At 63.9% G+C, this 25,162-nt stretch carries 18 protein-coding genes and 1 riboswitch; of the genes, 7 read left to right on the top strand and 11 right to left on the bottom strand.

Annotation, left to right across the window (positions count from 1 at the left end):
- Nucleotides 1-20 precede the first annotated feature (20 nt).
- From XBLMG947_RS03190 to XBLMG947_RS03180, 3 genes are all read right to left on the bottom strand, one after another.
- Nucleotides 21-617 carry an LON peptidase substrate-binding domain-containing protein gene (locus tag XBLMG947_RS03190; protein ID WP_065466347.1) on the bottom strand — a complete coding sequence of 199 codons (597 nt, stop codon included), beginning with the start codon at nt 615-617 and terminating at the stop codon, nt 21-23.
- A complete protein-coding gene (gene mpl / locus XBLMG947_RS03185) occupies nt 617-1,984 on the bottom strand; it encodes a UDP-N-acetylmuramate:L-alanyl-gamma-D-glutamyl-meso-diaminopimelate ligase (RefSeq protein ID WP_181093051.1) in 1,368 nt (455 codons plus the stop codon). Before mpl ends, XBLMG947_RS03190 begins: the two co-directional genes overlap by 1 nt.
- Before the next feature lie 360 nt (nt 1,985-2,344).
- Nucleotides 2,345-2,908: an adenylate kinase gene (locus tag XBLMG947_RS03180; RefSeq protein ID WP_065466346.1), complete on the bottom strand. Its 564-nt coding sequence runs from the start codon at nt 2,906-2,908 to the stop codon at nt 2,345-2,347.
- A 159-nt stretch (nt 2,909-3,067) separates the two neighbouring features.
- On the opposite strand from XBLMG947_RS03180, the gene XBLMG947_RS03175 reads away from it, so the two are divergent.
- The 3 genes from XBLMG947_RS03175 (at nt 3,068) to XBLMG947_RS03170 (ending at nt 5,617) form a co-directional block, all read left to right on the top strand.
- Nucleotides 3,068-4,324, top strand: coding sequence for a 6-phosphofructokinase (locus XBLMG947_RS03175; RefSeq protein ID WP_065466345.1), 1,257 nt, complete (start codon nt 3,068-3,070; stop codon nt 4,322-4,324).
- Between the two features lie 286 nt (nt 4,325-4,610).
- The gene (locus XBLMG947_RS22425; protein WP_146090469.1) at nt 4,611-5,153 is read left to right on the top strand and encodes a hypothetical protein; all 543 of its coding nucleotides are present in this window, start codon (nt 4,611-4,613) and stop codon (nt 5,151-5,153) included.
- A 14-nt stretch (nt 5,154-5,167) separates the two neighbouring features.
- The gene (locus XBLMG947_RS03170; RefSeq protein ID WP_167351998.1) at nt 5,168-5,617 is read left to right on the top strand and encodes a DUF2846 domain-containing protein; all 450 of its coding nucleotides are present in this window, start codon (nt 5,168-5,170) and stop codon (nt 5,615-5,617) included.
- Nucleotides 5,618-5,663: 46 nt separating this feature from the next.
- Here XBLMG947_RS03170 and XBLMG947_RS03165 read toward each other — a convergent pair whose 3' ends face one another.
- A complete protein-coding gene (locus XBLMG947_RS03165) occupies nt 5,664-6,188 on the bottom strand; it encodes a hypothetical protein (RefSeq protein WP_083992817.1) in 525 nt (174 codons plus the stop codon).
- A 254-nt stretch (nt 6,189-6,442) separates the two neighbouring features.
- Between XBLMG947_RS03165 and XBLMG947_RS03160 the strand changes: the two genes are divergently transcribed.
- The gene (locus XBLMG947_RS03160) at nt 6,443-8,470 is read left to right on the top strand and encodes a sodium-translocating pyrophosphatase (protein ID WP_065466342.1); all 2,028 of its coding nucleotides are present in this window, start codon (nt 6,443-6,445) and stop codon (nt 8,468-8,470) included.
- 107 nt (nt 8,471-8,577) lie between these two features.
- On the opposite strand, the gene XBLMG947_RS03155 is transcribed toward XBLMG947_RS03160, so the two are convergent.
- Entirely contained in the window at nt 8,578-9,060 is a 483-nt protein-coding gene (locus XBLMG947_RS03155) for a hypothetical protein (RefSeq protein ID WP_065466341.1), read from the bottom strand.
- Nucleotides 9,061-9,257: 197 nt separating this feature from the next.
- Between XBLMG947_RS03155 and ppa the strand changes: the two genes are divergently transcribed.
- Together ppa and XBLMG947_RS03145 are read left to right on the top strand one after the other, a co-directional pair.
- Nucleotides 9,258-9,794: an inorganic diphosphatase gene (gene ppa, locus XBLMG947_RS03150; RefSeq protein WP_010364408.1), complete on the top strand. Its 537-nt coding sequence runs from the start codon at nt 9,258-9,260 to the stop codon at nt 9,792-9,794.
- Nucleotides 9,795-9,907: 113 nt separating this feature from the next.
- Nucleotides 9,908-11,056 (top strand): HDOD domain-containing protein, encoded by a 1,149-nt coding sequence (locus tag XBLMG947_RS03145; protein ID WP_065466340.1) that lies wholly within the window; start codon nt 9,908-9,910, stop codon nt 11,054-11,056.
- 465 nt (nt 11,057-11,521) lie between these two features.
- Here XBLMG947_RS03145 and XBLMG947_RS03140 read toward each other — a convergent pair whose 3' ends face one another.
- The 4 genes from XBLMG947_RS03140 to thiC all read right to left on the bottom strand — a co-directional run bounded on the left by XBLMG947_RS03140 (nt 11,522) and on the right by thiC (nt 20,155).
- Nucleotides 11,522-14,491: a TonB-dependent receptor plug domain-containing protein gene (locus XBLMG947_RS03140; protein WP_065466339.1), complete on the bottom strand. Its 2,970-nt coding sequence runs from the start codon at nt 14,489-14,491 to the stop codon at nt 11,522-11,524.
- A gap of 48 nt (nt 14,492-14,539) precedes the next feature.
- Nucleotides 14,540-15,433, bottom strand: coding sequence for a helix-turn-helix domain-containing protein (locus XBLMG947_RS03135; RefSeq protein ID WP_065466421.1), 894 nt, complete (start codon nt 15,431-15,433; stop codon nt 14,540-14,542).
- A 110-nt stretch (nt 15,434-15,543) separates the two neighbouring features.
- On the bottom strand, nt 15,544-17,859 hold the full coding sequence (locus XBLMG947_RS03130) for a winged helix-turn-helix transcriptional regulator (protein ID WP_083992814.1): 2,316 nt from the start codon (nt 17,857-17,859) through the stop codon (nt 15,544-15,546).
- A gap of 418 nt (nt 17,860-18,277) precedes the next feature.
- The gene (thiC, locus tag XBLMG947_RS03125; RefSeq protein ID WP_065466337.1) at nt 18,278-20,155 is read right to left on the bottom strand and encodes a phosphomethylpyrimidine synthase ThiC; all 1,878 of its coding nucleotides are present in this window, start codon (nt 20,153-20,155) and stop codon (nt 18,278-18,280) included.
- Between the two features lie 114 nt (nt 20,156-20,269).
- A riboswitch (TPP riboswitch) is annotated at nt 20,270-20,367 on the bottom strand.
- A gap of 212 nt (nt 20,368-20,579) precedes the next feature.
- Here thiC and XBLMG947_RS03120 point away from each other — a divergent pair.
- Entirely contained in the window at nt 20,580-21,068 is a 489-nt protein-coding gene (locus XBLMG947_RS03120; RefSeq protein ID WP_065466336.1) for a hypothetical protein, read from the top strand.
- 12 nt (nt 21,069-21,080) lie between these two features.
- Here XBLMG947_RS03120 and XBLMG947_RS03115 read toward each other — a convergent pair whose 3' ends face one another.
- Together XBLMG947_RS03115 and ggt are read right to left on the bottom strand one after the other, a co-directional pair.
- Complete coding sequence (locus XBLMG947_RS03115; RefSeq protein WP_065466335.1) at nt 21,081-22,910, bottom strand: methyl-accepting chemotaxis protein; 1,830 nt, start codon at nt 22,908-22,910, stop codon at nt 21,081-21,083.
- A gap of 77 nt (nt 22,911-22,987) precedes the next feature.
- A complete protein-coding gene (gene ggt / locus XBLMG947_RS03110) occupies nt 22,988-24,697 on the bottom strand; it encodes a gamma-glutamyltransferase (RefSeq protein ID WP_065466334.1) in 1,710 nt (569 codons plus the stop codon).
- Nucleotides 24,698-25,162 lie beyond the last annotated feature (465 nt).

Below are 25,162 nucleotides of genomic sequence, written 5' to 3'. Positions count from 1 at the left end.
CAGTCGTCTGCGGGTCGCTCTCAGCGCATCCAGGCCAGCAACTGATCCAGGCGCCGATGCGGATCGTCCTGCTGCAACAACGACAGGCGCTGCTGTTCGTCCAGCTGCAGCAACTCGGCCAGCCGCCAACCGACCCAAGCGGCCTGATCCAGCAATCCCGGACCCACCGAGGCGAACTCCCCGCCCACCTGCTCCAGCATGCGTTCCAGCACCGTGGACAGCAGGCTATGTTCGGGGCGCAATTCGTCATCGCTGTCGGGCTCGCACCAGCTCACCTCGCCAACCACCAGGCCGTTGTCGCGGATACGCGAGCGTTGCACATGAAAGCGGCGCGTACCGCGCAAGCGCAGCACCAGCACACCATCAGCGCCCACATCGAAATCCTCGATGCGCACTTCGGTACCAAATGCGGCCGGTGTGGCCGGTACGCCAACCTCGTTGCCCTCCAGGATCAGACACACGCCGAAGCTGGTGCCGTTGCGCCCGCACTCGCGCACCAGATCCAGATAGCGGCGCTCGAACACACGCAGCCCCATCGCCGCGCCCGGCAACAACACGCTGTGCAGCGGAAACAGCGGCAATGCGCTGGTGTCGGCAGTGTCGGGGATCGATGCCATCACGACAGCTGCTCCAGGAAGCGACGCGGCGCGCCGTCGAATCCGCCATTGGACATGAACACCACGTGGTCGCCCGGCTGCGCGATGTCGCCCAGCGTACGCAACAAGGTTTCCACGTCTTGCGCTACGTGCGCCTGCCCGCGCACCTGCGCGATGATCGGTACCGCATCCCAGGCCAGTTCCGGCCGATGCAGAAACACCACTGCGTCGGCATCGTGCAGCGACGGTGCCAATGCCTGCGCATGCGCGCCCAGCCGCATCGAATTGCTGCGCGGTTCCATCGCGACCACCACACGCGCTGCACCGACCTTCGCACGCAAGCCTTGCAACGTGGTCGCGATCGCGGTGGGATGGTGTGCGAAGTCGTCGTACACGGTAATCGCGCGCGCGTTGCCGATGACTTCCAGACGCCGTTTGACGCTCTGGAAGCGCGCCAACGCCGGCATCACCGTTGCCGGATCCACGCCCACGGCATGTACCGCCGCCAGCGCCGCCAATCCATTCAGTACGTTGTGCCGCCCAACTAGCGGCCACTGCACCTGGCCGATTTCCACGCCACGGTGCAGCACCGCGAAGGCGCTGCCATCGGCCGCGATCAAGCGCGCGCTCCAGTCCAGCGACGCATCGAACCCGAAGCGCTCCACAGGCGTCCAGCAGCCCATCGCCAGCACCTCGGCCAGGCGCGCGTCTTCACCATTGACGATCAGCCGCCCGCGCGCAGGCACTGTGCGCACCAGATGATGGAACTGGCGCTGGATCGCCGCCACGTCCGGGAAGATATCGGCGTGGTCGTATTCCAGGTTGTTGAGGATCGCCACCAGCGGCCGGTAGTGCACGAACTTGCTGCGCTTGTCGAAGAACGCGGTGTCGTACTCGTCGGCTTCCACCACGAATTCGCGCCCCTGGCCCAGCCGCGCCGACACGCCGAAGTTTTCGGCCACGCCACCGATCAAAAACCCCGGCGCACGACCGGCGGCCTCCAGCAGGTAGCTCAGGATGGTGGTGGTGGTGGTCTTGCCGTGGGTGCCGGCGACCGCCAGCGTGTCGCGGCCAGGCAGCACCTGCTCGGCCAACCATTGCGCGCCCGAGGTATAGCGGCGGCCCGCATCCAGCACCGCTTCCACTGCCGGATTGCCGCGCGACAAGGCATTGCCGATCACCATGTCGGTCGCGTCCGGCGAAATATTGGACGGCGCGTAGCCCTGCTTCAGCGCAATGCCCAGCGTTTCCAGCTGTGTGGACATCGGCGGATAGATGGCCTGGTCGCTGCCTTCCACCTGCCAGCCCAGCTCACACGCCAGGGCGGCCACACCGCCCATGAAAGTTCCGGCGATGCCGAGGATGTGGAGTTTGCTCATGTTGCACATTGTCGCCGATCGCCGGAGTTGCGGGACATTCCAATCCGCCGCAGCGCGGCGTGTCAGAAAATTCCTAGCGTACTGTCGGGAATCTCCCGATATGCGAACTTCATCACATACATCACTCTACTGAACGCAAGTCGCAGTATCCCTTTGGTCCTACTCCCCAAGAGGCCACATCCCCAGGGAGCTCATGCTGTTGGGGCTCTGAGCAAGTCTATTACTGGCGTTATTCTGCCCCTGGCGTTTTGTACGTCGGGGGTTTTTCTTTTGGGCGGTCGCGCCTGTGGGCGAGCCCACGCTGAAACAGCAACGCGCCCCGTAGCCGCGACTGCGACGGACCGGGCCTTACGCCCGGTCCCTGCCGGCTCAGTGGCCGAGCGCCTTGCGGATGCGCTCCAGCACTTCGTCCAACGACCCAACGCCATCCACGCGCGCCAACTTGCCACGCTGCTCGTAGAACCCAATCACCGGAGCGGTGGAATCGGTATAGACCTGCAGACGCTTGCGCACCGATTCCGGGTTGTCGTCTTCGCGGCCTTCGGCCTTGGCGCGACCGGCGATGCGCTCGACCAGCAATTCGCTGGCCACATCCAACTGCACCACCGCATCGAGCGGCTGCCCGATCTTGCTGAGCAGCGCATCCAGCGCATTGGCCTGTGCCACGTTGCGGGGGTAGCCATCCAGGATGAACCCCTTCGCCACATCGGCTTGACCGAGGCGCGCCTCGAGCATGCCGAGCAGGATGTCGTCGGACACCAGATCGCCCCGTGCCATCACTTCCTTGGCCTTCAGACCCAGCGGCGAGCCGGCGGCCACTTCGGCGCGCAACAGGTCACCAGTAGAAATATGCGGGATCTCAAACGTGTCTTTAAGACGTGTCGCCTGGGTGCCCTTGCCCGAACCGGGCGGTCCCAACAGAACCAGTCGCATCAGTGGACTCCACTTTCGAATAAAAACGCGTTGCGGTTGGCGGCGTTAGACTCAAGCCTTCGCCGACGCTGACCGTATGGTCGTGCAGCTTACCCCATCCGGGGAATGTCCCGGCACTGTCCCCTGCGCCATGTTTCCATGTGAGGAGCCCGTCCCCCTATGTCCACTGGCAACCTGTTGTATGCCCAATCCGGCGGCGTCACCGCCGTCATCAACGCCACCGCTGCGGGCGTCATCGCCGAAGCGCGCGCACGCAAGATCAAGGTGCTGGCCGCACGCAACGGCATCCTGGGTGCCTTGCGCGAGGAGCTGATCGACACCTCAAGAGAATCCGCCACCGCCATTGCCGCATTGGCGCAGACGCCCGGCGGCGCATTCGGCTCGTGCCGCTACAAGCTCAAGTCGCTGGAAGAAGACAGCGCCAAGTACGAGCGTCTGCTCGACGTGCTGCGCGCGCACGATGTGCGCTGGTTCCTCTACAACGGCGGCAACGATTCGGCCGACACCGCGTGGAAGGTCTCGCAACTCGCAAAGGCCTACGGCTACCCGCTGCACTGCATCGGCGTGCCCAAGACCATCGACAACGATCTGGCAGTCACCGACACCTGTCCCGGCTTCGGCTCGGCGGCCAAGTACACCGCCGTGTCGGTGCGCGAGGCTGCCCTGGATGTCGCCGCAATGGCCGACACTTCCACCAAGGTCTTCATCTATGAAGCGATGGGCCGCAATGCCGGTTGGCTCGCCGCAGCGTCAGGCCTGGCCGGTCAAGGCCCCGACGACGCACCGCAAATCATCCTGCTGCCCGAGCGCGCGTACGACCAGACCGCCTTCCTGGCCAAGGTGAAACAGGTGGTGGACAAGGTCGGCTGGTGCGTGGTGGTCGCCAGCGAAGGCATCCAGGACGCACACGGCCACTTCGTCGCCGACGCCGGCGGCGCGGCCGACTCGTTCGGCCACGCACAACTCGGCGGCGTGGCCTCGTTCCTGGCCGCGCAGGTCAAGCAGGAACTCGGCTACAAGGTGCACTGGACCCTGCCGGATTACCTGCAGCGCTCCGCACGCCACCTCGCATCGAAGACCGACTGGGAACAGGCGCAAGCCGTGGGCAAGGCCGCCGTGCAATACGCGCTCAAGGGCATGAACGCGGTGATCCCGGTGATCGAACGCGTCAGCGACGCGCCGTACCGCTGGAAGATCGTGCCCGCCCCGCTGCACAAGGTGGCGAACCACGAAAAGAAAATGCCGCCCAGCTTTCTGCGCAAGGACGGCTTCGGCATCACCGAACGTGCGCGCCGCTACTTCGCCCCATTGATCAAGGGCGAAGCCCCGCTGGCCTACGGCAACGACGGACTGCCGAAGTATGTGACGCTGAAGAATGTGGCGGTGGCGAAGAAACTGCCGGTGTGGGAGGGATAGCTTGTAACCACGCTTATGACTGGCGACGAGCTATACGACTGATCTGACACGCGTCCCAGAGCATGACCAAGTCAAAGAACGATCCCACGTTGACATTGGCGCGATGCAGAAGTTGCACTAGGCTTCGCTTGCACGACGACCACGCCGGTCGTCGCTGCGTTTAGGGGAACCACCAGTGCAAGGAACGCCATCCCGGTCGGCAACGGCGGGCGCGATGTGATTGCTCGCGTTGCAGTTAGTGATTGGAAACACACACGCAGAACAGGCAGCTCATTCCGCAGATGCGATGCAGCACCGGTCGCAACCATCTTTGTTGCAATTATCTTCCGATACCGGGGCGGCAGCTGACGGTGCGCAATCGTCCGCCCTCATTTTTCCGGAAGGCACGCTTGTCACCATAGAGCTCGCCGAAGCAGTGTCTTCGGCGACGCATCGATGCGGCGATCGTTTCCGGCTGCGGCTGGCGGAGCCTTTGGTCATTGATGGACAGCAGCTGCTTGCAGCAGGAGTGCCGGGCACAGGAAAAGTGGTGCATGCCGCAGCAGCTCGCGGAGGCGGTGCAGCGGGCGAACTTCTGCTTGCAGCGCGCAGCCTCCAATGCAACGCGCAAACCGTCGCATTACGCAGCTTCAACTTAGGCGCAACCGGAAAAGACCACAGCGCGTCCGCAATTGGCGTTGCCACCCTGGGTGGGCCGTTGGGACTGTTTGTCCGTGGCGGACAGATCGAAATTCCGCCTGGCACTCGTGGTACCGGGAAAATTGCAGTCGCAATACCTCGCGCAATCTGCGCAATTCACGTATTTCCTTCCACTAATCCACTGGCGTAACCATACGTAAACTGTTGAGTATCACCTCGCTTGCCTTGTTGTTGACGACCGCTCAAGCGCTGGCAGTGCCAATCAGTGGAGGAAATACCGCTTCCGCAGAGGCCACGGCTTTGGTTGGAACCAATGTGATCGGCCCTGCACCGGCAGATAAGGCACAAATCGTGTTTTTTCGGCCGTCCAAATTCGCGGGCGGAGCCGTCGGATTCAAGGTGCGCGAGGGCGAAACCGAATTGGGGAAACTGCGCAGCGGCAAATACTTTGTGTCGCTTGTTGCACCGGGCGCCCATCAGTACACGGTGCACTCGGAAAAAAAAGATGTGCTGAATATTGAAGTCGACGCAGGCGAGACCTATTACGTCCAGGGCGGCATCACCATGGGTATTCTCTCCGGCCGTCCGAACCTGTCGCCGTCAGATCAAGCGACATTCGATGGCATGGCTTCCAAGCTGGAACGCGCCGAATAAAGGAGATGTCCGCATCGGGATCGAGCCCGGTGCGGACACGACCTCATCACTGACACGCCTGGCCTTCCACCGTCATCTGCGCAGCGAACATCGGTACCTGCGGGAGCTTACCGGCGGCGGCTTGTTGCTTGGCATCTTCCAGATAGATACGTGACTGGCCTTGTCCGTCGAGCTGCGGTTTGGCATCCACCGGCTTGCGCCATACACGGACAACCGCCTGTTGCGCCGGGCACGCCGCACTCGGCACGCGGATCACATCATTGAAGATCCACCCCGAGGCAACGCTGGGCGCGGCCTTGGCGAAATCCACAAAGCGTGCGCGGGGCTGGCAGGTGGGACTACTGCGTACCACCGACAAGGTGTACGGCTGTGCAGCATTGCCGGTGAACGCGCCTTCCAGGCGCGCGCAGGCTTCCGGGATCTGGCGCAAGGTGTGCACGGCACCAACCGCTTGTGCGGTGCCTGGCGGGCGCTGCTTGAGTTCGGGCGTGGGTTCGACCGCAAACGCTTGGCTCGTCAGTAGCAACGCTGCAAGCATCGCGGCAGATTTTTGTGCGACATGAGTGGACATGGAGACTCCTGGGGTCGGCCGGATCACGTTGGCCGCAGGCTGTCATGATTCAACTGAACGACGCGCCAAAGCCTGGGCGCTGGCAGCTACGCAAGCTGCGGCGCATACTCGGTCGCGATCCGGCCACCTGAACATTCGCGACGCGCATTACGGCCCATGCGGCCGTCGAGTCCGTATTCGTCAGTCCACTCGTTGTGTGCATCGCCCTTGGTTCGTCCCGACCGGACGACATCCATTCTTGTGGGAGAGGGGTCATGCTGGAACACTACGGGTTGTTGCTCGCGCTAGGTTGTGCGGTTTTGGCAATCGTCTATGGCATCGTGTCGGCACGCTGGGTGGTCGCGCAGCCGAGCGGCAATGCGCGCATGCAGGAGATTGCCGCCGCGATCCAGGAAGGCGCACGTGCCTACCTCAACCGGCAATACCTCACCATTTCGATTGCCGGCGGCGTGTTGTTCGTCTTGGTCGGACTGTTTCTGAGTTGGTACACAGCGATCGGGTTTGCGCTTGGTGCGGTGTTGTCGGGGTTGGCCGGCTATATCGGCATGAACGTGTCGGTGCGTGCCAATGTACGTACCGCTGAAGCGGCGCGGCACGGCATCAGCCGTGCGATGGATGTGGCGTTCCGTGGCGGCGCGATCACCGGTATGTTGGTGGTCGGCCTCGGGCTGCTTGGCGTGGCCGGCTACTTTGCGGTGCTGAAAGCGATGGGCCTGCCGCTGGAGCGGAATCTGCATGCGTTGGTCGGGTTGGCGTTCGGGTCGTCGTTGATCTCGATTTTCGCGCGCCTGGGTGGCGGCATTTTCACCAAGGGAGCCGACGTGGGGGCGGACCTGGTCGGCAAGGTCGAGGCCGGCATTCCCGAGGACGACCCGCGCAACCCGGCGGTGATTGCGGACAACGTTGGCGACAATGTCGGCGACTGCGCAGGCATGGCGGCGGATCTGTTCGAAACCTATGCCGTCACCGTGATCGCCACGATGCTGCTCGGTAGCCTCACCCTGGCCGAGACTGGGCCGCATGCGGTGCTGTATCCGCTGGTGTTGGGCGGTGTCTCGATCATCGCCTCGATCGTGGGCGCGGCCTTCGTCAAGGTCAAAGCCGGCGGCTCGATCATGGGAGCGCTCTATAAAGGCGTTATCGTGTCCGGCGTACTGGCGGCGTTGGCCTACTGGCCTATCACCCAATCGCTGATGCGCGACAACACCCATGGTGCAACGGCGTTGTATGCCTGTGCACTGATCGGCCTGGTGCTCACCGGCCTGATCGTATGGATCACCGAGTACTACACCGGCACGCAATACAAACCGGTGCAGCACGTTGCATCGGCCAGCACCACCGGTCACGGCACCAACATCATCGCCGGCCTGGGCATCTCGATGAAATCCACCGCGCTACCGGTGATCGCGGTGTGCGCAGCGATCTGGGGCGCGTTCCATTTCGGTGGTCTTTACGGCATTGCCATCGCCGCCACGGCAATGCTGTCGATGGCCGGCATGATCGTGGCGCTGGATGCCTATGGACCCATCACCGACAACGCCGGCGGCATTGCCGAGATGGCCGAGTTGCCGCCGGAAGTCCGCGACATCACCGACCCGCTGGATGCGGTGGGCAATACCACCAAGGCAGTGACCAAGGGCTACGCGATCGGCTCTGCGGCGCTGGCCGCATTGGTGCTGTTCGCCGACTACACGCACAACCTGCAGGCGGCCAATCCCGGCGAGGTGTTCGCCTTCGATCTGTCCGACCACACGGTGATCATCGGGCTGCTGATTGGCGGGCTGATTCCGTACCTGTTCGGTGCGATGGCGATGGAGGCGGTGGGCCGCGCGGCAGGCGCGGTGGTGGAAGAAGTGCGACGCCAGTTCCGCGAACTCCCGGGCATCATGGCCGGCACTGCCAAGCCGCAATACGACCGTGCGGTGGACATGCTGACCCGCTCGGCGATCCGCGAAATGATCGTGCCTTCGCTGTTGCCGGTGGTGGTTCCCATCGTGGTCGGGCTGCTGCTCGGGCCGCGGGCCTTGGGCGGCGTGTTGATCGGCACGATTGTCACGGGCGTGTTCCTGGCGATTTCGATGACGACTGGCGGCGGCGCCTGGGACAACGCCAAGAAATACATCGAAGACGGCCACTTCGGCGGCAAGGGCAGCGAGGCGCACAAGGCCGCGATCACCGGCGACACGGTCGGCGACCCGTACAAGGACACCGCGGGGCCAGCGATCAACCCCCTGATCAAGATCATCAATATCGTGGCCTTGTTGCTGGTGCCATTGTTGTAATGGGGCATGGCCGCAGGTCGCCAGACCTGCGGCCATGCCGACGGGAAGCAGGAGACCGACGCAGAGGAGGCCCGCCAGCTCTGGCAAGGCCCCTCTTCGGCAATCGATCACAGGCAGCCGATCAAGCCGTCATAGATCGGCGGTGCGCCGCCCGGCAGTGGCTCGAACAGCGGATTGGTGACGGCAAGCGCGCGATACATCTCGTCCAGGCGGGTGCCGGACTTCAACGGCGCCGTGCAGCGCCAGACACGGCTGTCCGAGCGCAGGTAGCCGCTGCGCGGGTCGACGCTCGCCTCGCTGGCGCCGAAGGTCCAGATGCAGCTACGCACCACCCCGGTGACGCGGTGCACCGAGCAGCGAAAGCGCAGCGGCTGGTAGTCACTGAATTCGCCAGCGCAGAAGGTGTCGCCGCAGATATTGTCGAAATCGCGATCCAGCCGCTGCTCCAGGTCGATGAACGCTTCCCAGCCTTCGCCATCGGCGGGCCAGTCCACGGCATCTATATAGGTCGGTGGTGGCGTTGCCGCGGCAGCGGCATGTGCGGTGAGCGAAAGCAGCAAGACAACGAGCAAGCGCGTGAGCCTGGACATAACGGTTCCCTAACGGTGGATGAGCCTGCAGCGTGCGCTCCGGGGCCGGCCCGCCGGGATCGGGCCGTTGCCTGTGATGAATGCAGGCTATGCCGCATTCGGCTATCAGAACGTTGCCTATTCAGTGTCGCTGCAGCGCAACAGCCGAACGCGTAGAATCGCGCTCCACACACTGCTGACGCCTCGGAGCTACGCGCATGGGTCTTGAACTGGTCACCTCTGGCAAGAATCTGCCGGAAGAAATCAACGTCGTCATCGAAATCCCCAAGGATTCCGAGCCGGTCAAGTACGAAGTGGACAAGGCCAGTGGCGCGATCTTCGTCGACCGGATCCTGTCGACCCCGATGCGCTACCCCTGCAACTACGGCTACGTTCCCAACACCCTGTGCGGCGACGGCGATCCGGCCGACGTACTGGTGGTGCTGCCGCTGCCGCTGGTCCCGGGCTCGGTGGTGCGTTGCCGTCCGGTCGGCGTGCTGCGCATGAGCGACGAGGCAGGAAGCGATGAAAAGATCCTGGCCGTGCCGGTCGAGAAGATCTTCTCCGGCTACGCGCATATCGAAGACATCAACCAGGTCTCCAGCCATTGGATGGAGCGCATCGGCCACTTCTTCGAGCATTACAAGGACTTGGAGAAGGGCAAGTGGGTCAAGCTGGACGGTTGGGGCGGCGCGGCCGAGGCCAAGCGCATCCTGGTGGAGTCGGTGGAACGCTACAATTCCGACGCACCCTGATCCAGTGACCGTGCTGCTACCCCGCCCATGCGGGGCGATCGAGATCACGCTTCACGCGTGATCCCGGTGACCGCAGCCGGCAGATTGGGTACATTGCCGATAGCGTTTGGCCGGTGTCCGTCACCGGTGACTTCTGGGGAAGTGTCTTGCGTATTCTGTTTGTTGGGGACGAAGCCAGTCTTCCGTCCGACCTTGTCGATTACGTTACCGATCTCGGCGACCAATGGCAGGCGCAGCAGGTGGCCGACGGCAACTCGGCAATCGAAGCTGCCGCGCTGTCGCCATTCGATGCGGTCATCGTTGCACCACTATTGCCGGACCTGACTGCCGCCACCTTGCTGGGGCAGATCCGCACGCTGCGCCCAGACACCATTCGTATTGCGCTGATCGATACGCAGGACGGCCAACGTACGCCGCCGGCCCGCATCATCGGCGTGGCACATCGCTTCTTGCCGATGCCGCTGGCACCGGAAGTGCTGCTCGAAGCCGTGACCAGCCTGGAAGAGCTGCGCGACCTGCTGAGCAATCCGCGCCTGCGCGCGGCAATCGGGCGCATCGAAAAACTGCCCTCGCCGCCGCACTTGTACCTGAGCTTGATGCATGCGCTGGAAGAAGACGACGGCGCCGATGCGGCCGATATCGCCAAGCTGATCGCCGGCGACCCGGCGATTGCGGCGAAAGTACTGCAACTTTGCAATTCGGCGTTCTTCTCCGGTGGTCGCAGCATCACCGACCTACGCACGGCCGTGACCCGCCTGGGTGTGGCGACGCTGCGCGATCTGGTGCTGGCCAGCGAAGTGTTCTCGGTCCAGACGCTCACCCCGGCCGAGCGCAGCGCGATGCAGCGCCGCGCCCTGCTCTCCTCGCGCCTGGCAGCCAAGGTATTGCCACCGACCAGTGCCGAACTCGGCTCCACCGCCGCGCTGCTGGCCGATATCGGCCTGTTGCTGCCCGGCGTGCGCGACGAGCGCGAACCGCCGGCCGAGGCTGGCGACGACCGTCTGGGCCACACCGAAGCCGGCGCCTATCTGCTCGGCTTGTGGGGCTTGCCGATGCCGATCATCGAAGCGGTGGCCTTCCATCGCCATCCGCAGCGCTCCAGCCTGCGCAGCTTCTGGGTCACCGGCGCCGTGCATGTGGCCACGGCACTGGCCAGTGGCGAAAGCGTGGATGAAGAATATTTGACCAAGGTCGGCGTCATCGCTCGCCTGCCGAGCTGGCGCGAACAGGCCGACACGTTGCTGGGGCTTGCCGAGGCGTAAGCGGCAGCGGTGGATGGCAGCGATTGAAGTCACCAGAGGCGCGATGACATCGCGCCTTTTTTTTGGCCTTTGCTGCACGACGCACTCGGGATTAGCATCTGCAGGCTACACGACGGGCGTTGCGGCTTGCAGAGCCACCACGCCGGGAGCGGGCAATCGGCAAGCCAAGTTGACATAAAGCGCATGCAATACCCGCTCTCCAGATCGATACCCGTGCTGCTCTGATCGACCTCGACCTGCCACTCGAATGATCTTCAATCGCGCCCGCGCATCGAGTGGTTTGCGCTATGAACCTTCAACCGAACATCGGAGGTAGGTCGCGTCATCCGGCAGCGCTCCATTGTCTACCCACCACCTGGCAATCGCCGCGCCTTTCAGGCACGCAGCACACTCGGCACGGCCAGTCACAAGCACAAAAAAAGCGGGCCTTTCGGCCCGCTTTTTCTACTTACAACACCTCGGTGATCAGAAGCGCTGGTTGTACTGCACGAACAGGAAGCGGTCGTAGTCGAGCATCGGATCGATCGCAGCGGTGCTGCTGTTGGTGATCGAATAGGTGATCGGCGGCTGCTTGTTCCAGATGTTACGGGCACCAACCGTCACGCTGCCGTCCCACGGAGCCTGCCAAGTGACCGAGACGTCCTGATAGGAAATCGAGCCCTTCTTGTTGGAACCGGTGCCACCGCCCCAACCCGGGTTCGGCGTCTGGTAGTTCGGGTCGTTGCACTCGATGCCTGCCGCTGCATCCCAGCAGTAATCGCGGAAGCCGCCGTAGTAGCGCAGGTTCCAGTTGGCCGACAACGCACCCAGCGACCAGTCCAGACCCAAGGTGGCGCGCACGCGCGGGAAGTTCCAGTAGCCAGCCGCGTTGGACCAATCGGCACCGGCTTCGGCCTGCGACTTGTAGGTCGTCAGGTAGTTGGTGTCCAGGTTGACGGCGAACTTGCCGTAGGCGGTTTCCGGCATGCGGTAACGCACGCCAAAGTTATAGCCTTCGGTTTCCAGACGGCCCAGGTTGACGTTGCCGCGGCTCAGCGTAGTGACCTGGCCGGTGACCGCGTCGCGACCGTAGTCGGCACAGTAGCTGGCCAGATTGTTGAGATAGCAGTTGTTCAACACATCATTGGCCGTCAGCGCGGTGATGATGTTGGAGATCGAAATGCGGTACCAATCCAGCGAGAAGTCCAGGCCCTGCACCCAATGCGGGCTGTACACCATGCCCACGGTACGGGTGATGCTGCGCTCGGGCTCAAGTTCGGCGTTACCGACGCCAGCATTGAACGGGGAGTTGCCCTGCACGTCGCGCTTGGCGACCGGATTGTTCGCAGTGTCGGTCTGACGGAAGTTGCTCGCCAAACCCTCGGCGGAACAACGCGCTGCCACACCGGCATTGCCCAGAGAACCGAAGGTCGCATCGCACGGATCGGTGAAGGCATCGAAGCTCTGCGAGCCGCCACCGAAGGTGTCATCCAAGGTAGGCGCACGGAAACCCGTGCCGTAGGTGCCACGCACCAGCAGGTCGTCGATCGGCTTCCAGGTGAAGCTGAACTTGCTGTTGGTGGTGTCGCCGAAACGGCTGTAGTTGCTGTAGCGCGCAGCCACGTCGAACGACAGCTCCTTGGCGCCCGGCAGATCCTTCAGCACCGGGATCAACAGCTCCAGGTAGGCTTCGTTGGTCTGGTAGCGACCTTCGGTGGCCTGTGCCGCCAGGTCGGTGGTGTAACCGGCGCTGGACAGCTGGTCCGGATAATCGTAGCCGCTGATTTCGCGGTGCTCGACGCCTGCAGCGAAGCCCAGCTCGCCGGCCGGCAGGTCGAACAGGCCGCCGGTGACGTTGGCGGTCCACTGCTTGCTCAGGCTCTGCTGCGTGGCCTGACCCAATGCATTCAAGTACTGCAGCGCGTTCGGCGTGGACGCGGACGGGCCGCCCAGGATATTGAACGGGGTGCACTGGCCCAGCGCATTGCTGGTACCCAGCGCGATCGGAGCCGCTGCGGTACCGCACTGCACCTGACCCTGTGCATTGAGGAACGACGGGCCCAATGCCTTCTGCAACGCCAGCAGGTTGATGTTGCCGCGCGAAACCTGCGTCACATCGTACTTGTTGTAGTTGAAGCCGACGTCCCAGTTCCAGCCGTGGCTGCCGACGTCGAACACGCCTTCCAGCGCGGCATCGAAGTGCAGGGTCTTGACGTTGCTTTCGGTGGTGCGCGGCAGTTCAACCGTACGGCGGAACCAGCTGTTGATGTCCTGGCCAACCGGGTTGTAGTAGCTGGTGCCACTGATGGCGACCGGGAACTGCGGCTGCGATGCGGCCTGCAGCGGATAGCCGGCGATCTGACGGTTCGAGTCGCGCTCGGAGTACATCGCGGTCGACTTGAAGGTCAGGCTGTCGGTCAGGTTGTAGCTGCCGGTCGTAAAGACCGACTTATTCTTGCTGGACTGCTGCAACATCATCTGATCGATCGAGTTGTAGTAGTCATCTAGACCTACACCAACGTGATAGTTGGACAGGTCGCGCGAATCGGCGCCGACGCCCTTTCCGTCAAACGAACCGGTATGGTTAAGCACCCATTGATTGGGGGACCAGGTGCCCTGGCCGGAACCGACGATATTGCCGTCAGTGTCGAGATAGTTGCCCGCGCCCGGCGTACCCACTGCGCGCGGATCGTTGAAACGGCCCCACGGACCGGTTGGGCTCAGGCCGTCTTTGATGTGATTCGGACCAGACGAATAACGGGTCAGCGGGCGAGCCTTGGCCCACACCGGATCTTCGTTGGTGTAGTTGACGCCAAACACCAGCGAGGCGCGGTCGGTGGTGGTGCCGGCGGTGAAGGAGTACTGCTCCTTGGAGCCGTCGCCACGGCCGTTCTGGCCGAAGTACGCCGAGGCCTCTGCACCGTCGTAGTTCTTGCGCAGGATGATGTTGACCACACCGGCCACGGCGTCGGAGCCGTAGATCGCCGAGGCGCCATCCTTCAACACTTCGATGCGCTCGATCAGCGAGCTCGGGATGGTGGACATGTCGCTCAGGCCAGCCAGACTGCTGGTCCAACGCTTGCCGTTCACCAGCACCAGGGTACGGTTCTCGCCCAGGTTGTAGAGGTTGACGTACTGTCCGCCCTGTTCCGGATTCGAGGTCAGCACTGCAGCCTTGCTATAGGTCTGGGTACCGGCAATCGACAGGTTCTGGAGGATGTCGCCAACGCTGACCAGGCCCGACTTCTGAATGTCCTGCTGAGTGACGGTGAACACCGGCTGTGCGGTTTCGACGTCGACCGAGCGGATGCGCGAGCCGGTGATTTCGATGCGGTCCAGCGTCGTGGTCGACGGGGCGGACTGCTCTTGTGCATTGGCGGCGAAAGCCGGCGTCAACGCGATCGCAATACCGGCGGGCAACAGGCCCAGCCGCACTGCGGAAGTGCGAAGGTTCATCAATCTCTCCAGGGTTCGTTAGTGGCGCGTTAAGCGCCCCCGTGCAAATTACGTTTGCGTGAACGCCATCGCTTTGCGCGTCACGTTCCGTGGCTTTGCCGAATCTGGCGGATTGGTCGTCTGGTCGCGATAACGCGATGCGGAGACGCCGAAACGCGCACGGAATGCGCGTGCGAAGCTGCAGCAATTATCGAACCCACTGGCGGCTGCAACCTCACCGATCATCATCGAGGTATCGCGCAGCAAGTCCGAGGCCCGCTCCAGTCGCAAGCGTGCCGACAACGCCTGCGGGCTTTCTTCGTACAGGCTCTGAAACGTCTTGGACACATACCAACTGGAGAAGTTGGTCAGTTGCGCCAGTTCGCTGATCCGCACCACGCGGTCGCTATTGCCTTCCAAATACAGCCGGGCGCGCTGCATGCGACCGAATACCTGGCGTCGGCGGCTGCGGGAACGCCCCGGGCACCGCTGTTCCTGCTCGATGAAATCGCGCTGCATCCCGGCCAGGTGCAACAACAACGGCCGCGCCAACGCGCTGCCGCTCTGTGCGGCGGCATTGCGCCACAAGCGCAAGGCGATCCGCAGATCGCCGCGCGACAATCGAGCGCGGCCGGGATACAGCGTCGCGTCGGTCAGTTCAGCAAGCGATTGCAGGCTGTCGCTATCCAGCGCGACCCCCACGCAGAGCGCGCTGCGGTCTGCCTGCACGGTGGGGTGGGAATCCTTGTCGAAAGCGATCCAGTCTCCGGCGCGCAGACGAAAACGGCCTTCCTTGGATTCCACCCAGGCGCGCCCGCGAAGCTGTAACCACAAGGTGAATGTTGCTGCGCTGGTGCGGATGCTGCCGAGCCGCGAGACTGCCAGACAGGTGGTCGATGTCGACTCACTGGCGGTATCCAGCGCGAGCGCAAGCCCCCTATCTGCGGTGATGACCTGTTGCATGTTGGCAGCCCCCAATACACGAGAGTGCGTAGTGTTTTGCTGAATCGGGCGTCAGTCAGGAGATTCTAACGAAACTGTGCCGAAATCGCTACGAAACCTTTCCGAAGAACTTACGAGGCAATGTTTCTCAACACTGACAACAAGTTAGCGATTACACCAACGGGTGCCGCAGAAGGCTGCGGCAGCGCCATGTAGGCGATCGAACTGCCATCTTCTTCTGCCAGTGCCAGGTAAAGCGTTCCGTCACGCTGGTCCAGGCTGAAACCGTTGATCGTGATGAACTTAACCACGTCCAGACATTGCCCGCGACCGCTGCGTAGCTCGCCATCATAGGTGGCACAGCTGCTGTTCGAAGACAGGTAATGCAAACTGCCCTTCATGCCCGGCGCCCAACTGCGATAACGCCAGCGCGATGGCTGTTTCAGATCGATCGCTTGCAAGGTATCGGCGGCAAGCGACGGGGCGATCTGCCAGACGCCGCCGCCGCTGAGACGAGTCAGCAACACCTGTCCGCTGACGCGATCCAGTCGTAACTGCGAGACGTCCGCCAGCGTTGCCAGCGCGCGCCAGGGGCTGCTGCGCCGGTCGTACAGCGTTGCGAACGTATGCCCGTCCTCTGCAGCAGCAACTACCAGCAAGTGATCGGGATTGGGAACGTGGATCGCCTGCAACGGGCGCGGCTGCGGCACAGGTAGGCGCACCACCTGGCCGCTAGCGGGAGTCACTTCGAATAGCGCAGCATGCCCGGCTGCATCGCTGCCGCTGACCAGCACGCGCTGCGAATCGGCTGACCAGTCCGCGGCCTGACGCGAGTCCGGGCGTAGCCCTTCGATCAAGCGCACCGAGCCGGGCTTGCCGACATCGCCCCACCACAGCCCGTATGCGCCGGACCGATTGGAGGCAAAGATCAACTGACGCCCGTCCGGCGCGATCATGGGCTGATCATCGCGCCCGCTGGAAGGAAACAGGCGACGGCGAATGTAGCCACCATTCATGGTGTCGCGAATGACCTGATACACGCCGAACTGCGGTTTGCGTTGCACGAACACCAAGTGGCCGTGCGCCACGTCCGGCGCCTGCGCATCGTCCACGCCCAGGTCGTGCAGACTGCGGTCGAGCAGATCCAGGCGATACAGCCGCGCTTCGCTGTCCACGCGACGCCCGAAGATCAAACCGCAGCCATCGGGTAACCAGCTCCAGCCACGGATATCGGCGTTGTCGTGAGTGAGCCGTTCGGCAGCGCCGCCTTCGGCCGGAATCCGCCACAGATCCCCAAGCTGCGGATTACGCAGAAACACGATCCAATGCCCATCGGGCGAGTAACGCGGTGCGTAATCGAAATCACCCGCTTGCGCAGGATAGTCCAGCGTTTGCCACTGCCTGGTTTTCAGATCCAGGCGACGCATGCGTGCTGCGCCGTAGGTGCCGGTCATGCTGCCGAACACCAGTGCGCGCCCATCCGGCGACCAGCTGAAACTCAGCATGTCCGTACCGTCGCACCGCACTACTTCGCGTGACGCCGCAGGCCCGGTGGCGGCGGCAATCATGATCCGGCAGCTGCCATCGGGCGCCTGCCTGGAAAAGGCGATCTCGCCGCCATCCGGCGACCATGCCGGCAAACGATCCGAAACGCCTGGCGCGGGCGTCTCCAACACCCGCGGATAGGCGTTGTCGGTGGTCTTGACCAGGATCGAGGTGCCGACGCGGCCGCTGATCAGTGACGCGTACGCCACAATCGCGCCATCCGGCGACAGGCTCGGTGTGAGATCGAATCCGCCGCCTGCGGTAATCACCTGGTACGGCCGTTTGGGACTGCCCAACACGGCAGACGCGTGCACAGCCTCAGTTACCGGGACCCGTCGCCACAAGGTCCGCACTGCGAGACCCAGTACGATCAGCAAGGCCACGCTGGCAACTGCCAGCGCCATCCAGCGCCACTGCCGTGGCGCTGCTGGCTGGGCGGGCGAGGTAGGGATGCGTTGCACAGCAGTGCCGAACTGGTCGGAGACGGACGCCGCGCCCTCGTCCGGTTGCGCCGGCTCGGGCGCGTGCACGCCAGGCGCCTCATGCGGCAGCGTTGTCGATCCAGGTGCATGCGCTTCCCACACGACCGCCGCCATCAAGCGATAGCCGGTTTTGGCAATCGTCTCGATGTGCTCCGAGCGCTGCCCGCCGTGAGTGGCAAACGCCTTGCGCAGCTGCGTGACCGCCTGGGTCACCACATCGTTGGTCGGCAAGGTATCGGGCCAGACCTCGGCGAGCAGCTGCTCGCGCGTGACCACCTGGCCCGGCTGTCGTGCCAGGGTCAGCAATACAGCCAGGGATTTCGGCGCCAGACGCAGCGGCCGCTTTGCAGCCGGTGCGTGCACCTCGCGCGAGGCGACGTCGACCACGCACTGACCGACACGTAGCCGGCCCGATGGCATTGCAGTAACGCGAGGAACACTCATCGGCAAAAAAACGCATCGCCATGCAAAAGGACTACAAAAGAACGCAACGCCTACCGCGAAACGCCAAATTCAGCAAAGGAGCACGACCGACTGTGTCATGCATCCCCGTGGTGCAGATTTTACGCTATCCCCCGTTGCTTCCTATGACAGGCGGCAGCCTCAGGCTCTCTCTCTCGCCGACGAATTCAAATAATTATGACGTAGCCTTCGCGCCTTCTGGCGCGATTTTTTTAACCGCGATTCAGCTAAATCGGCCGAAACCCTTATCCGCTGTCATCGCTTGCAGCTCATCGCAGCGCGGCACTTGCGCACCGCGATACGGTCTAGGCACCGCCAAGCTGAATTTTTCCTAAGCGGGTGTCGCGCGGGGTATCTGAAACGGCTCGATGTAACGTCACGTGGCGCGATAGACCTGCGCGCCCTGCGCCAGAAACTGCGCCGATTTTTCCTGCATTCCCGCTGCCAACGCATGCTCGTCCCCCACGCCGTGCGCGGCCGCGTAATCACGGACGTCCTGGGTGATCTTCATCGAACAGAAGTGCGGTCCGCACATCGAACAGAAGTGCGCCAGCTTGTGCGCGTCCTTGGGCAGGGTTTCGTCGTGAAACTCCTTGGCCTTTTCCGGATCCAGGCCAAGATGAAACTGATCGTCCCAACGGAACTCGAAGCGTGCCTTGCTCAGGGCGTTGTCGCGCACCTGCGCGCCCGGATGCCCCTTGGCGAGGTCGGCCGCATGCGCAGCGATCTTGTAGGCCATGATGCCGTCGCGCACGTCTTGCCGATTGGGCAGGCCCAGGTGCTCTTTCGGGGTGACGTAGCAGAGCATTGCGGTGCCGAACCAGCCGATCATCGCCGCACCAATCGCGCTGGTGATGTGGTCATAGCCTGGCGCGATGTCGGTGGTCAGCGGTCCCAAGGTGTAGAACGGCGCCTCGCCACATTCGCGCAGCTGCTTGTCCATGTTCTCCTTGATCAGCTGCATCGGCACATGGCCGGGTCCCTCGATCATGGTTTGCACATCGTGCTTCCAGGCGAGTTTCGTTAGCTCGCCCAGCGTTTCCAGTTCGCCGAATTGCGCCGCGTCGTTGGCGTCGGCGATGCAGCCCGGGCGCAACCCATCGCCCAACGAGAACGCCACATCGTAGGCCTTCATGATCTGGCAGATGTCTTCGAAGTGCGTGTAGAGAAAATTTTCCTTGTGGTGCGCCAGACACCACTTGGCCATAATCGAGCCACCGCGCGACACAATGCCGGTAACCCGCTTGGCAGTGAGCGGCACATAACGCAGCAGCACGCCGGCATGGATGGTGAAGTAATCCACGCCCTGCTCAGCCTGCTCGATCAGCGTGTCGCGAAAGATCTCCCAGGTCAGCGCTTCCGCACGCCCATCGACTTTTTCCAGCGCTTGATAGATCGGCACCGTGCCGATCGGCACCGGCGAGTTGCGGATGATCCATTCGCGCGTTTCGTGGATGTGCTTGCCGGTGGACAGATCCATCACCGTATCGCCGCCCCAGCGGATCGACCACACCAGTTTTTCCACTTCTTCGGCGATGCCCGACGACACCGCGCTGTTGCCGATGTTGGCGTTGATCTTGGTCAGGAAATTGCGGCCGATGATCATCGGCTCGCTCTCCGGGTGATTGATGTTGTTGGGCAGGATCGCGCGCCCGCGTGCGATCTCCTCGCGCACGAACTCCGGTGTGATGCGCTGCTGGATCGCGGCGCCGAACGCCTCACCCGGATGCTGCTTGCGCAAGCTCGCATCGGTCACCGCCTCCAGGCGCTGATTTTCGCGGATCGCCACATACTCCATTTCCGGCGTGACGATGCCGCGGCGCGCATAGTGCATCTGGGTGACGTTGGCGCCCTCGCGCGCGACCCGCGGCAAGCGCCGCGCCGGAAAGCGCACTGCATCCAGGCGCGCATCGTGCTCGCGGCCACGTCCGAAGCTTGAGCTCAACCCGTCCAGCGCCATGGTGTCGCCACGCTCGGCAATCCATTGCGCACGCAGCGGCGCCAGACCGGCGGCCAGATCGATGGCCGCCTGCGGATCGGTGTAGGGCCCGGAGGTGTCGTAGACGCTGAGCGGCGGATTCTCTTCGCCACCGAACAACGTGGGCGTGCGGGTCAATGCGATTTCGCGCATCGGCACCTGCAGATCCGCGCGCGAGCCTTGCACGAAGATCTTGCGCGAACCGGGAATCGGCTGAGTGACAGCCTCGGACAACGATTGGGCTTGTTGCTGCAAAACGGTGGGCGCGGCATTCATGACGTTCGTCCTGTGTGCTGGAAAACCAGCACCATTGGCGCTGGCTCTGCGAAGGAGTCGCAGTGCGGACGAAGCGGCGGCGCTGGATACGGTGTTCCCGTGCAAGCACGGGTCATCGCATCCGACGAAGCTTCCCTACGCCGGTATCAGCCGGATCAGGTTCGAAGGGACTATCTCAACCGCAGCACGCTGCGGTACCCCCACTTCGGCGGCGATTAAACCACATCGCCGCTAGCGGGCGCATGCGCGCATGGCGTGTGGCGCACTGCCCGGCCAAGCGGAAGCTGTTGGATGAACGCAGCGGTGCAGCTGGCATGCCCAGACATGTTCGCGTCACATCGGCTGGCCAGCGTGGCCACGCAACAACCAAACACCTGCTCTCTTTCCGTGCCGCCGCAGTCCGGCGGCAATTTTTATCGCCCCCTTGCAGCGGTACGACGTGGATGCCAGCACCGCCACCCACCGGCTGATGGCCGACATCGACGTCCCGCGCCTGAGGTTCGTGCTCGACAATGATGGTGTGGCGAAGTACGCGTACGGCACCGATGACGACGACAATTCGCTGCCGTTGCGCCGCAACGGCAACGGCTGGACAGCGCTGACGCAGGTGCAGGCCAATTGGCACCCGCTTGCCTTGCCGACCAGCCCGCACGTGTCTATGGCTGGTACCGCGTCTCCTGCGGCCCGGCGGTATTGGTGTCCAGCGACCCGCACGGCCAGCAGCACAGCGTGTTGGCGTCAGACCCGTTACGACGTGGATGATCTGCAATGGGACTGGCGCCAAGGTCACGGGTTTTACAAAGACGCCAACCAGATCGCCTTCTATCGCACCCTCGACCGCATCCTGGCCAAGCAGCCAAGCAGCCCGACAACCGCATCGGCGGGCAGCACCCCGCCGGCCACGCCGCAGTAACGCCGGTCGACCTCACTCCAGCGTATAGCCCACCCGCAGACCGCCCCAATGCTTGCGGCCGACGAAGATCGGTGCAGACAGATCGAACATGATCTGGCCGGTATCGCGGCGGTAGACCTGCAGGCGGTACGGGTCGGTGTGCGCGCCGACGCTGCGGCCGACGCGGTCGGTGAATTTGTGCTTGGTGCGGTTGCCGACCAGATCGCGTTTGGCATCGCCGGTCAGCGGCTGGGTGAAACGCAGATTGTGGGTGGGCACGTAGCCATCGGGATTGGCGCAGATCGCGAAGACGATCCACGGGTGCGCGTCCAGCAGCGGCTCTTGCAATGCGGGCAGTAGCTGGTCGCAGAGCGCATCGAAGTCGGTGCTGAACTTGGGTGGCTCCACGCCCACGATCGGCATGTAGGTCCGCGCGAATAGCGCCGCTTCCTCGATCTGCCCGCGCGCAATGGCTTGCGCCAGTGCAGTGCCGATCTTGCCCGCCGTGGCGACGGCGAGTTCCTTGACGCGCGCATGTCTGGGCACCTGCAGCGGATCGGGCGGCAGGCGGAACAGGCCCACGCAATCGCGCAGGGTTTCGGTCCCGCGTTCCAGCGCTTCGCTGCGTTCGGCCACGTGCGCGGCGTGCTGCAGATTGCTGCGCCCCAGCGCCACTACGCCATCCACCGCACGCTCAATGCCGCGAATTTCGCCGTCCTGGGCCTGGATGCGCCCGGCCACCGTGGTCATTGCGCCACTGGCCTGCCCGAGCACACGGGTGATGCCATCGAGCACCGCCTCGGTACCGCGCGCGGAAGCCGCGCCCTCGCCCACCGCGGCGCTGGTTTCGGCCAGGATCGCGCGCACATCGCGCGCCGCCGCAGCGGCACGTTCGGCCAGGCGGCGGATCTCGGTGGCGACCACCGCAAAGCCTCGCCCGGCATCGCCGGCGTGCGCGGCTTCGATGCTGGCGTTGATCGACAGGATATTGGTCTGGAACGCCACCGAATCGATGACTTCGCCCGCGCGTGCCGCGCGGCGTTCCACCTCGTGCATGGCTTGACCCAGCGCATGCGCCGCAGCGACGCCTTGCCGCGCGCTGTCATCGGCGCTGGCGGCCAGCGCGATCACTTGCGCCAGCTCGGTGTTGACGTCCTGCAGGCTCGACGACAGCCGCACTACTGCAGTGCGTGCACCGTCCAGTGCCGCGGTCTGCGCTTGCGACTGGCGCACCATCTCGTCGTTTTCGGCCACCAACGGCGGCACTTCGGCGGCGATCTGCACCGACAGCGCGACCGCCTGGCGGATCGCTTCGGCCAGATTGCCGAAGCCGGCCTGCAACCGGCGGCCCATGTCGGAATCCGCCAGGCCCGGCGGGAGCAGCAGATCCAGCTCGCAGCCGGCCAGCGCCTGCGCGGTGCGCTCCAGCACCGTACGGTCTTCGTGCTCGGCCTGCAGGCGCGCGACCAGCGGTTGCAGCAGCGGCGAGATCGGCACCGGGCGGCTACCGTCGGCCAGACGCGTGGCTTCACGCAACAAGATTGCGGTCTCCACATGCGGCAGCGACAGCATCCAGCCGCCGTGCTCGCGGTCGCGCATGTAACGCACGCGCCGGGCCGGGTCGTCGCCCGGTGCCGCCCATACCCCTTCGTCGCCAACCAGGTCGGTGGCACTCAATCCCCACACCACCGAGGCCGGCGCCCCCTGCAGTTCGGCCGCCGTCTTGCCCAGCACATCCAGGCCGGCGCGGTTGCACGCCACCACACACGCCTCGGCCGATAACTGCAGCAAGGCGACCGGTGCGTCGGGCAGCAGGGTCGCGCGCGCTTGCGACGGCATGTCAGGCGATTGCATCGAGCTCATGGGGATTCCTAATCCATCACTTTGGTTAGCGGCGCGCGGCAGGCAGAGTTGAGGCGGACTCATCCGTGGCGGCTGGCTCAATAACCGGCAGCCTGCCCGTCCTTGCGGCTTTCCGACGCACCGTAATACACCCCGTTGACCGGGTCGCGCGCAATGGCCTGGTAACCACCATACGGGCCGTCGGCAAAGATCACCCGGTGGCCTTTGCGCATCAGCGCGCGGATGGTGTCGTAGGAAAAGCCGGTTTCCAGATTGAGCTCGCCGCCATCGCTCATCGCGGTGGCCTGGCCGGTGGGCTCGGTGGAGCCCTCGTGCTGGATGCGCGGCGCGTCGCCGGCTTCCTGCAGGTTCATGTGGAAATCCACCAGGTTCATCACGATCTGCACGTGGCCCTGCGGTTGCATCGCCCCGCCCATCACGCCGAAGCTCAGCCACGGCTTGCCTTCCTTGGTGACGAATGCGGGGATGATGGTCTGGAACGGCCGCTTGCCCGGCGCATAGCCGTTGGGGTGGTCCTTCTTCAGCACGAACATCTCGCCGCGGTCCTGCAGGATGAAGCCCAGCCCCGGCGGCGCCATGCCGCTCCCCATGCCGCGGTAATTGGACTGGATCAGCGAGACCATCATGCCGTCGGCGTCGGCCACGGTCATGTAGATGGTGTCGCCCTCTTCCAGTTGCTTGGGCGTGCCGGGCTGCACTTCCTTCAAGGCCTTGTCCATCGAGATCAGCGACCGGCGCTGGGCCGCATACTCCTTGGACACCAGTTTGGTCAACGGCGCGGGCTGGAAAGCCGGGTCGGCATAGAAACGCGCACGGTCGGCAAACGCCAGCTTCTTGGCCTCGGTGAACAGGTGCACGTGCTCGGGCGAGCCAAACGGAATCTTGGAGAAATCGTAGCCTTCCAGGATGTTGAGCATCTGCAGCGCCGCGATGCCCTGGCTGTTGGGCGGCAACTCCCACACATCAACGCCGCGGTAATTGGTGCTGACCGGCTCCACCCATTCGCCCTGGTGGCTGGCCATGTCTCCATAGCTCAGGTAGCCGCCGTTGGCCTTGAAATAGGCGCCAATGGTGCGTGCGATCTGCCCCTTGTAGAACGCATCGCGGCCGCCGTCGGCGATCTGCTGCAGCGTGTTGGCCAGGTTCGGGTTCTTCCACAGCTCGCCCTTGCGCGGGGCGTGCCCGTCGATGGTGAACTGTTCCTTGAAGCCGGGGTACTGCGACAGCCGCGGCACCGAGCGGTCCCAATAATAGGCAATGGTTTCGGCCACCGGATGGCCTTCGCGGGCGTAGCGGATGGCCGGCGCCAGGTTCTGCGCCATCGGCTTGCGGCCGAAGCGCTCGTGCAGGGCAAACCAGCCGTCCACCGCGCCCGGCACCGACACCGGCAGCGGGCCGGTCGGCGGAATGTCCTTCAGCCCGCGGCGCTGGAACTCGGCCAGGGTCAGCGATTTGGGCGAACGGCCCGAGCCGTTGTAGCCGTAGAGCTTGTGGGTCTTGGGATCCCAGACGATGGCGAACAGGTCTCCACCCACGCCGTTGCCGGTTGGCTCCATCAAGCCCAGCGCCGCATTGGCGGCGATCGCCGCGTCCACCGCCGAGCCGCCGTCCTTCATCACATCCAACGCGATCTGCGTGGCCAGCGGCTGCGAGGTGGCGGCCATGGCATGCGGCGCGATGACTTCCGAGCGGGTGGCAAACGGCTGCCCGGTGACGCGGTCGGCGGCGCCGAGGGGCGGCGCAAGCAGCGCCAGAGCAGACACCAACAACACAGGTACGCAACGCATGAGAGGTGGTCTCCATGACACGAAGAATGAAGTGCCAACCATACCAGCGGGCCGAGCCATGCCGTTCGGCCGACGCATGGAAGCCTGCCCTGATGCCGCGCAGATGGTGACCGACGCCCGCCATGATTGGGCCGAACCAATCCGGTTTCAGCGGTAACCATGCTGCTGCCACGCGGCTTCGCACGCGCGTCTGGACATCGACGCGGCGATTTCATGCGCAAGGGTTGACACCCTGGTTGCCGCGATGGTTATCTCCAATCCATGCCGCACCAACACACCACCTCGAACGTCCTGATGTCCGCGCCGGTCGGCGCGCCGGCAACGTCGCTTCTCGTGCTCGTACTTATTACCTCGCCAACCGGTGCGGGACGAGGCTTTGTGTAGGCAACAAACACAGCAGGCTTCGATCAGACCCCGCACCGGCAACGGCGCGGGGTTTCGCGTTTCAGGGATCACCAAAAGTTT

It is taken from the genome of Xanthomonas bromi (assembly GCF_900092025.1).
Taxonomy (GTDB): domain Bacteria; phylum Pseudomonadota; class Gammaproteobacteria; order Xanthomonadales; family Xanthomonadaceae; genus Xanthomonas; species Xanthomonas bromi.
This window is presented reverse-complemented; position numbering and strand designations above follow the sequence as displayed.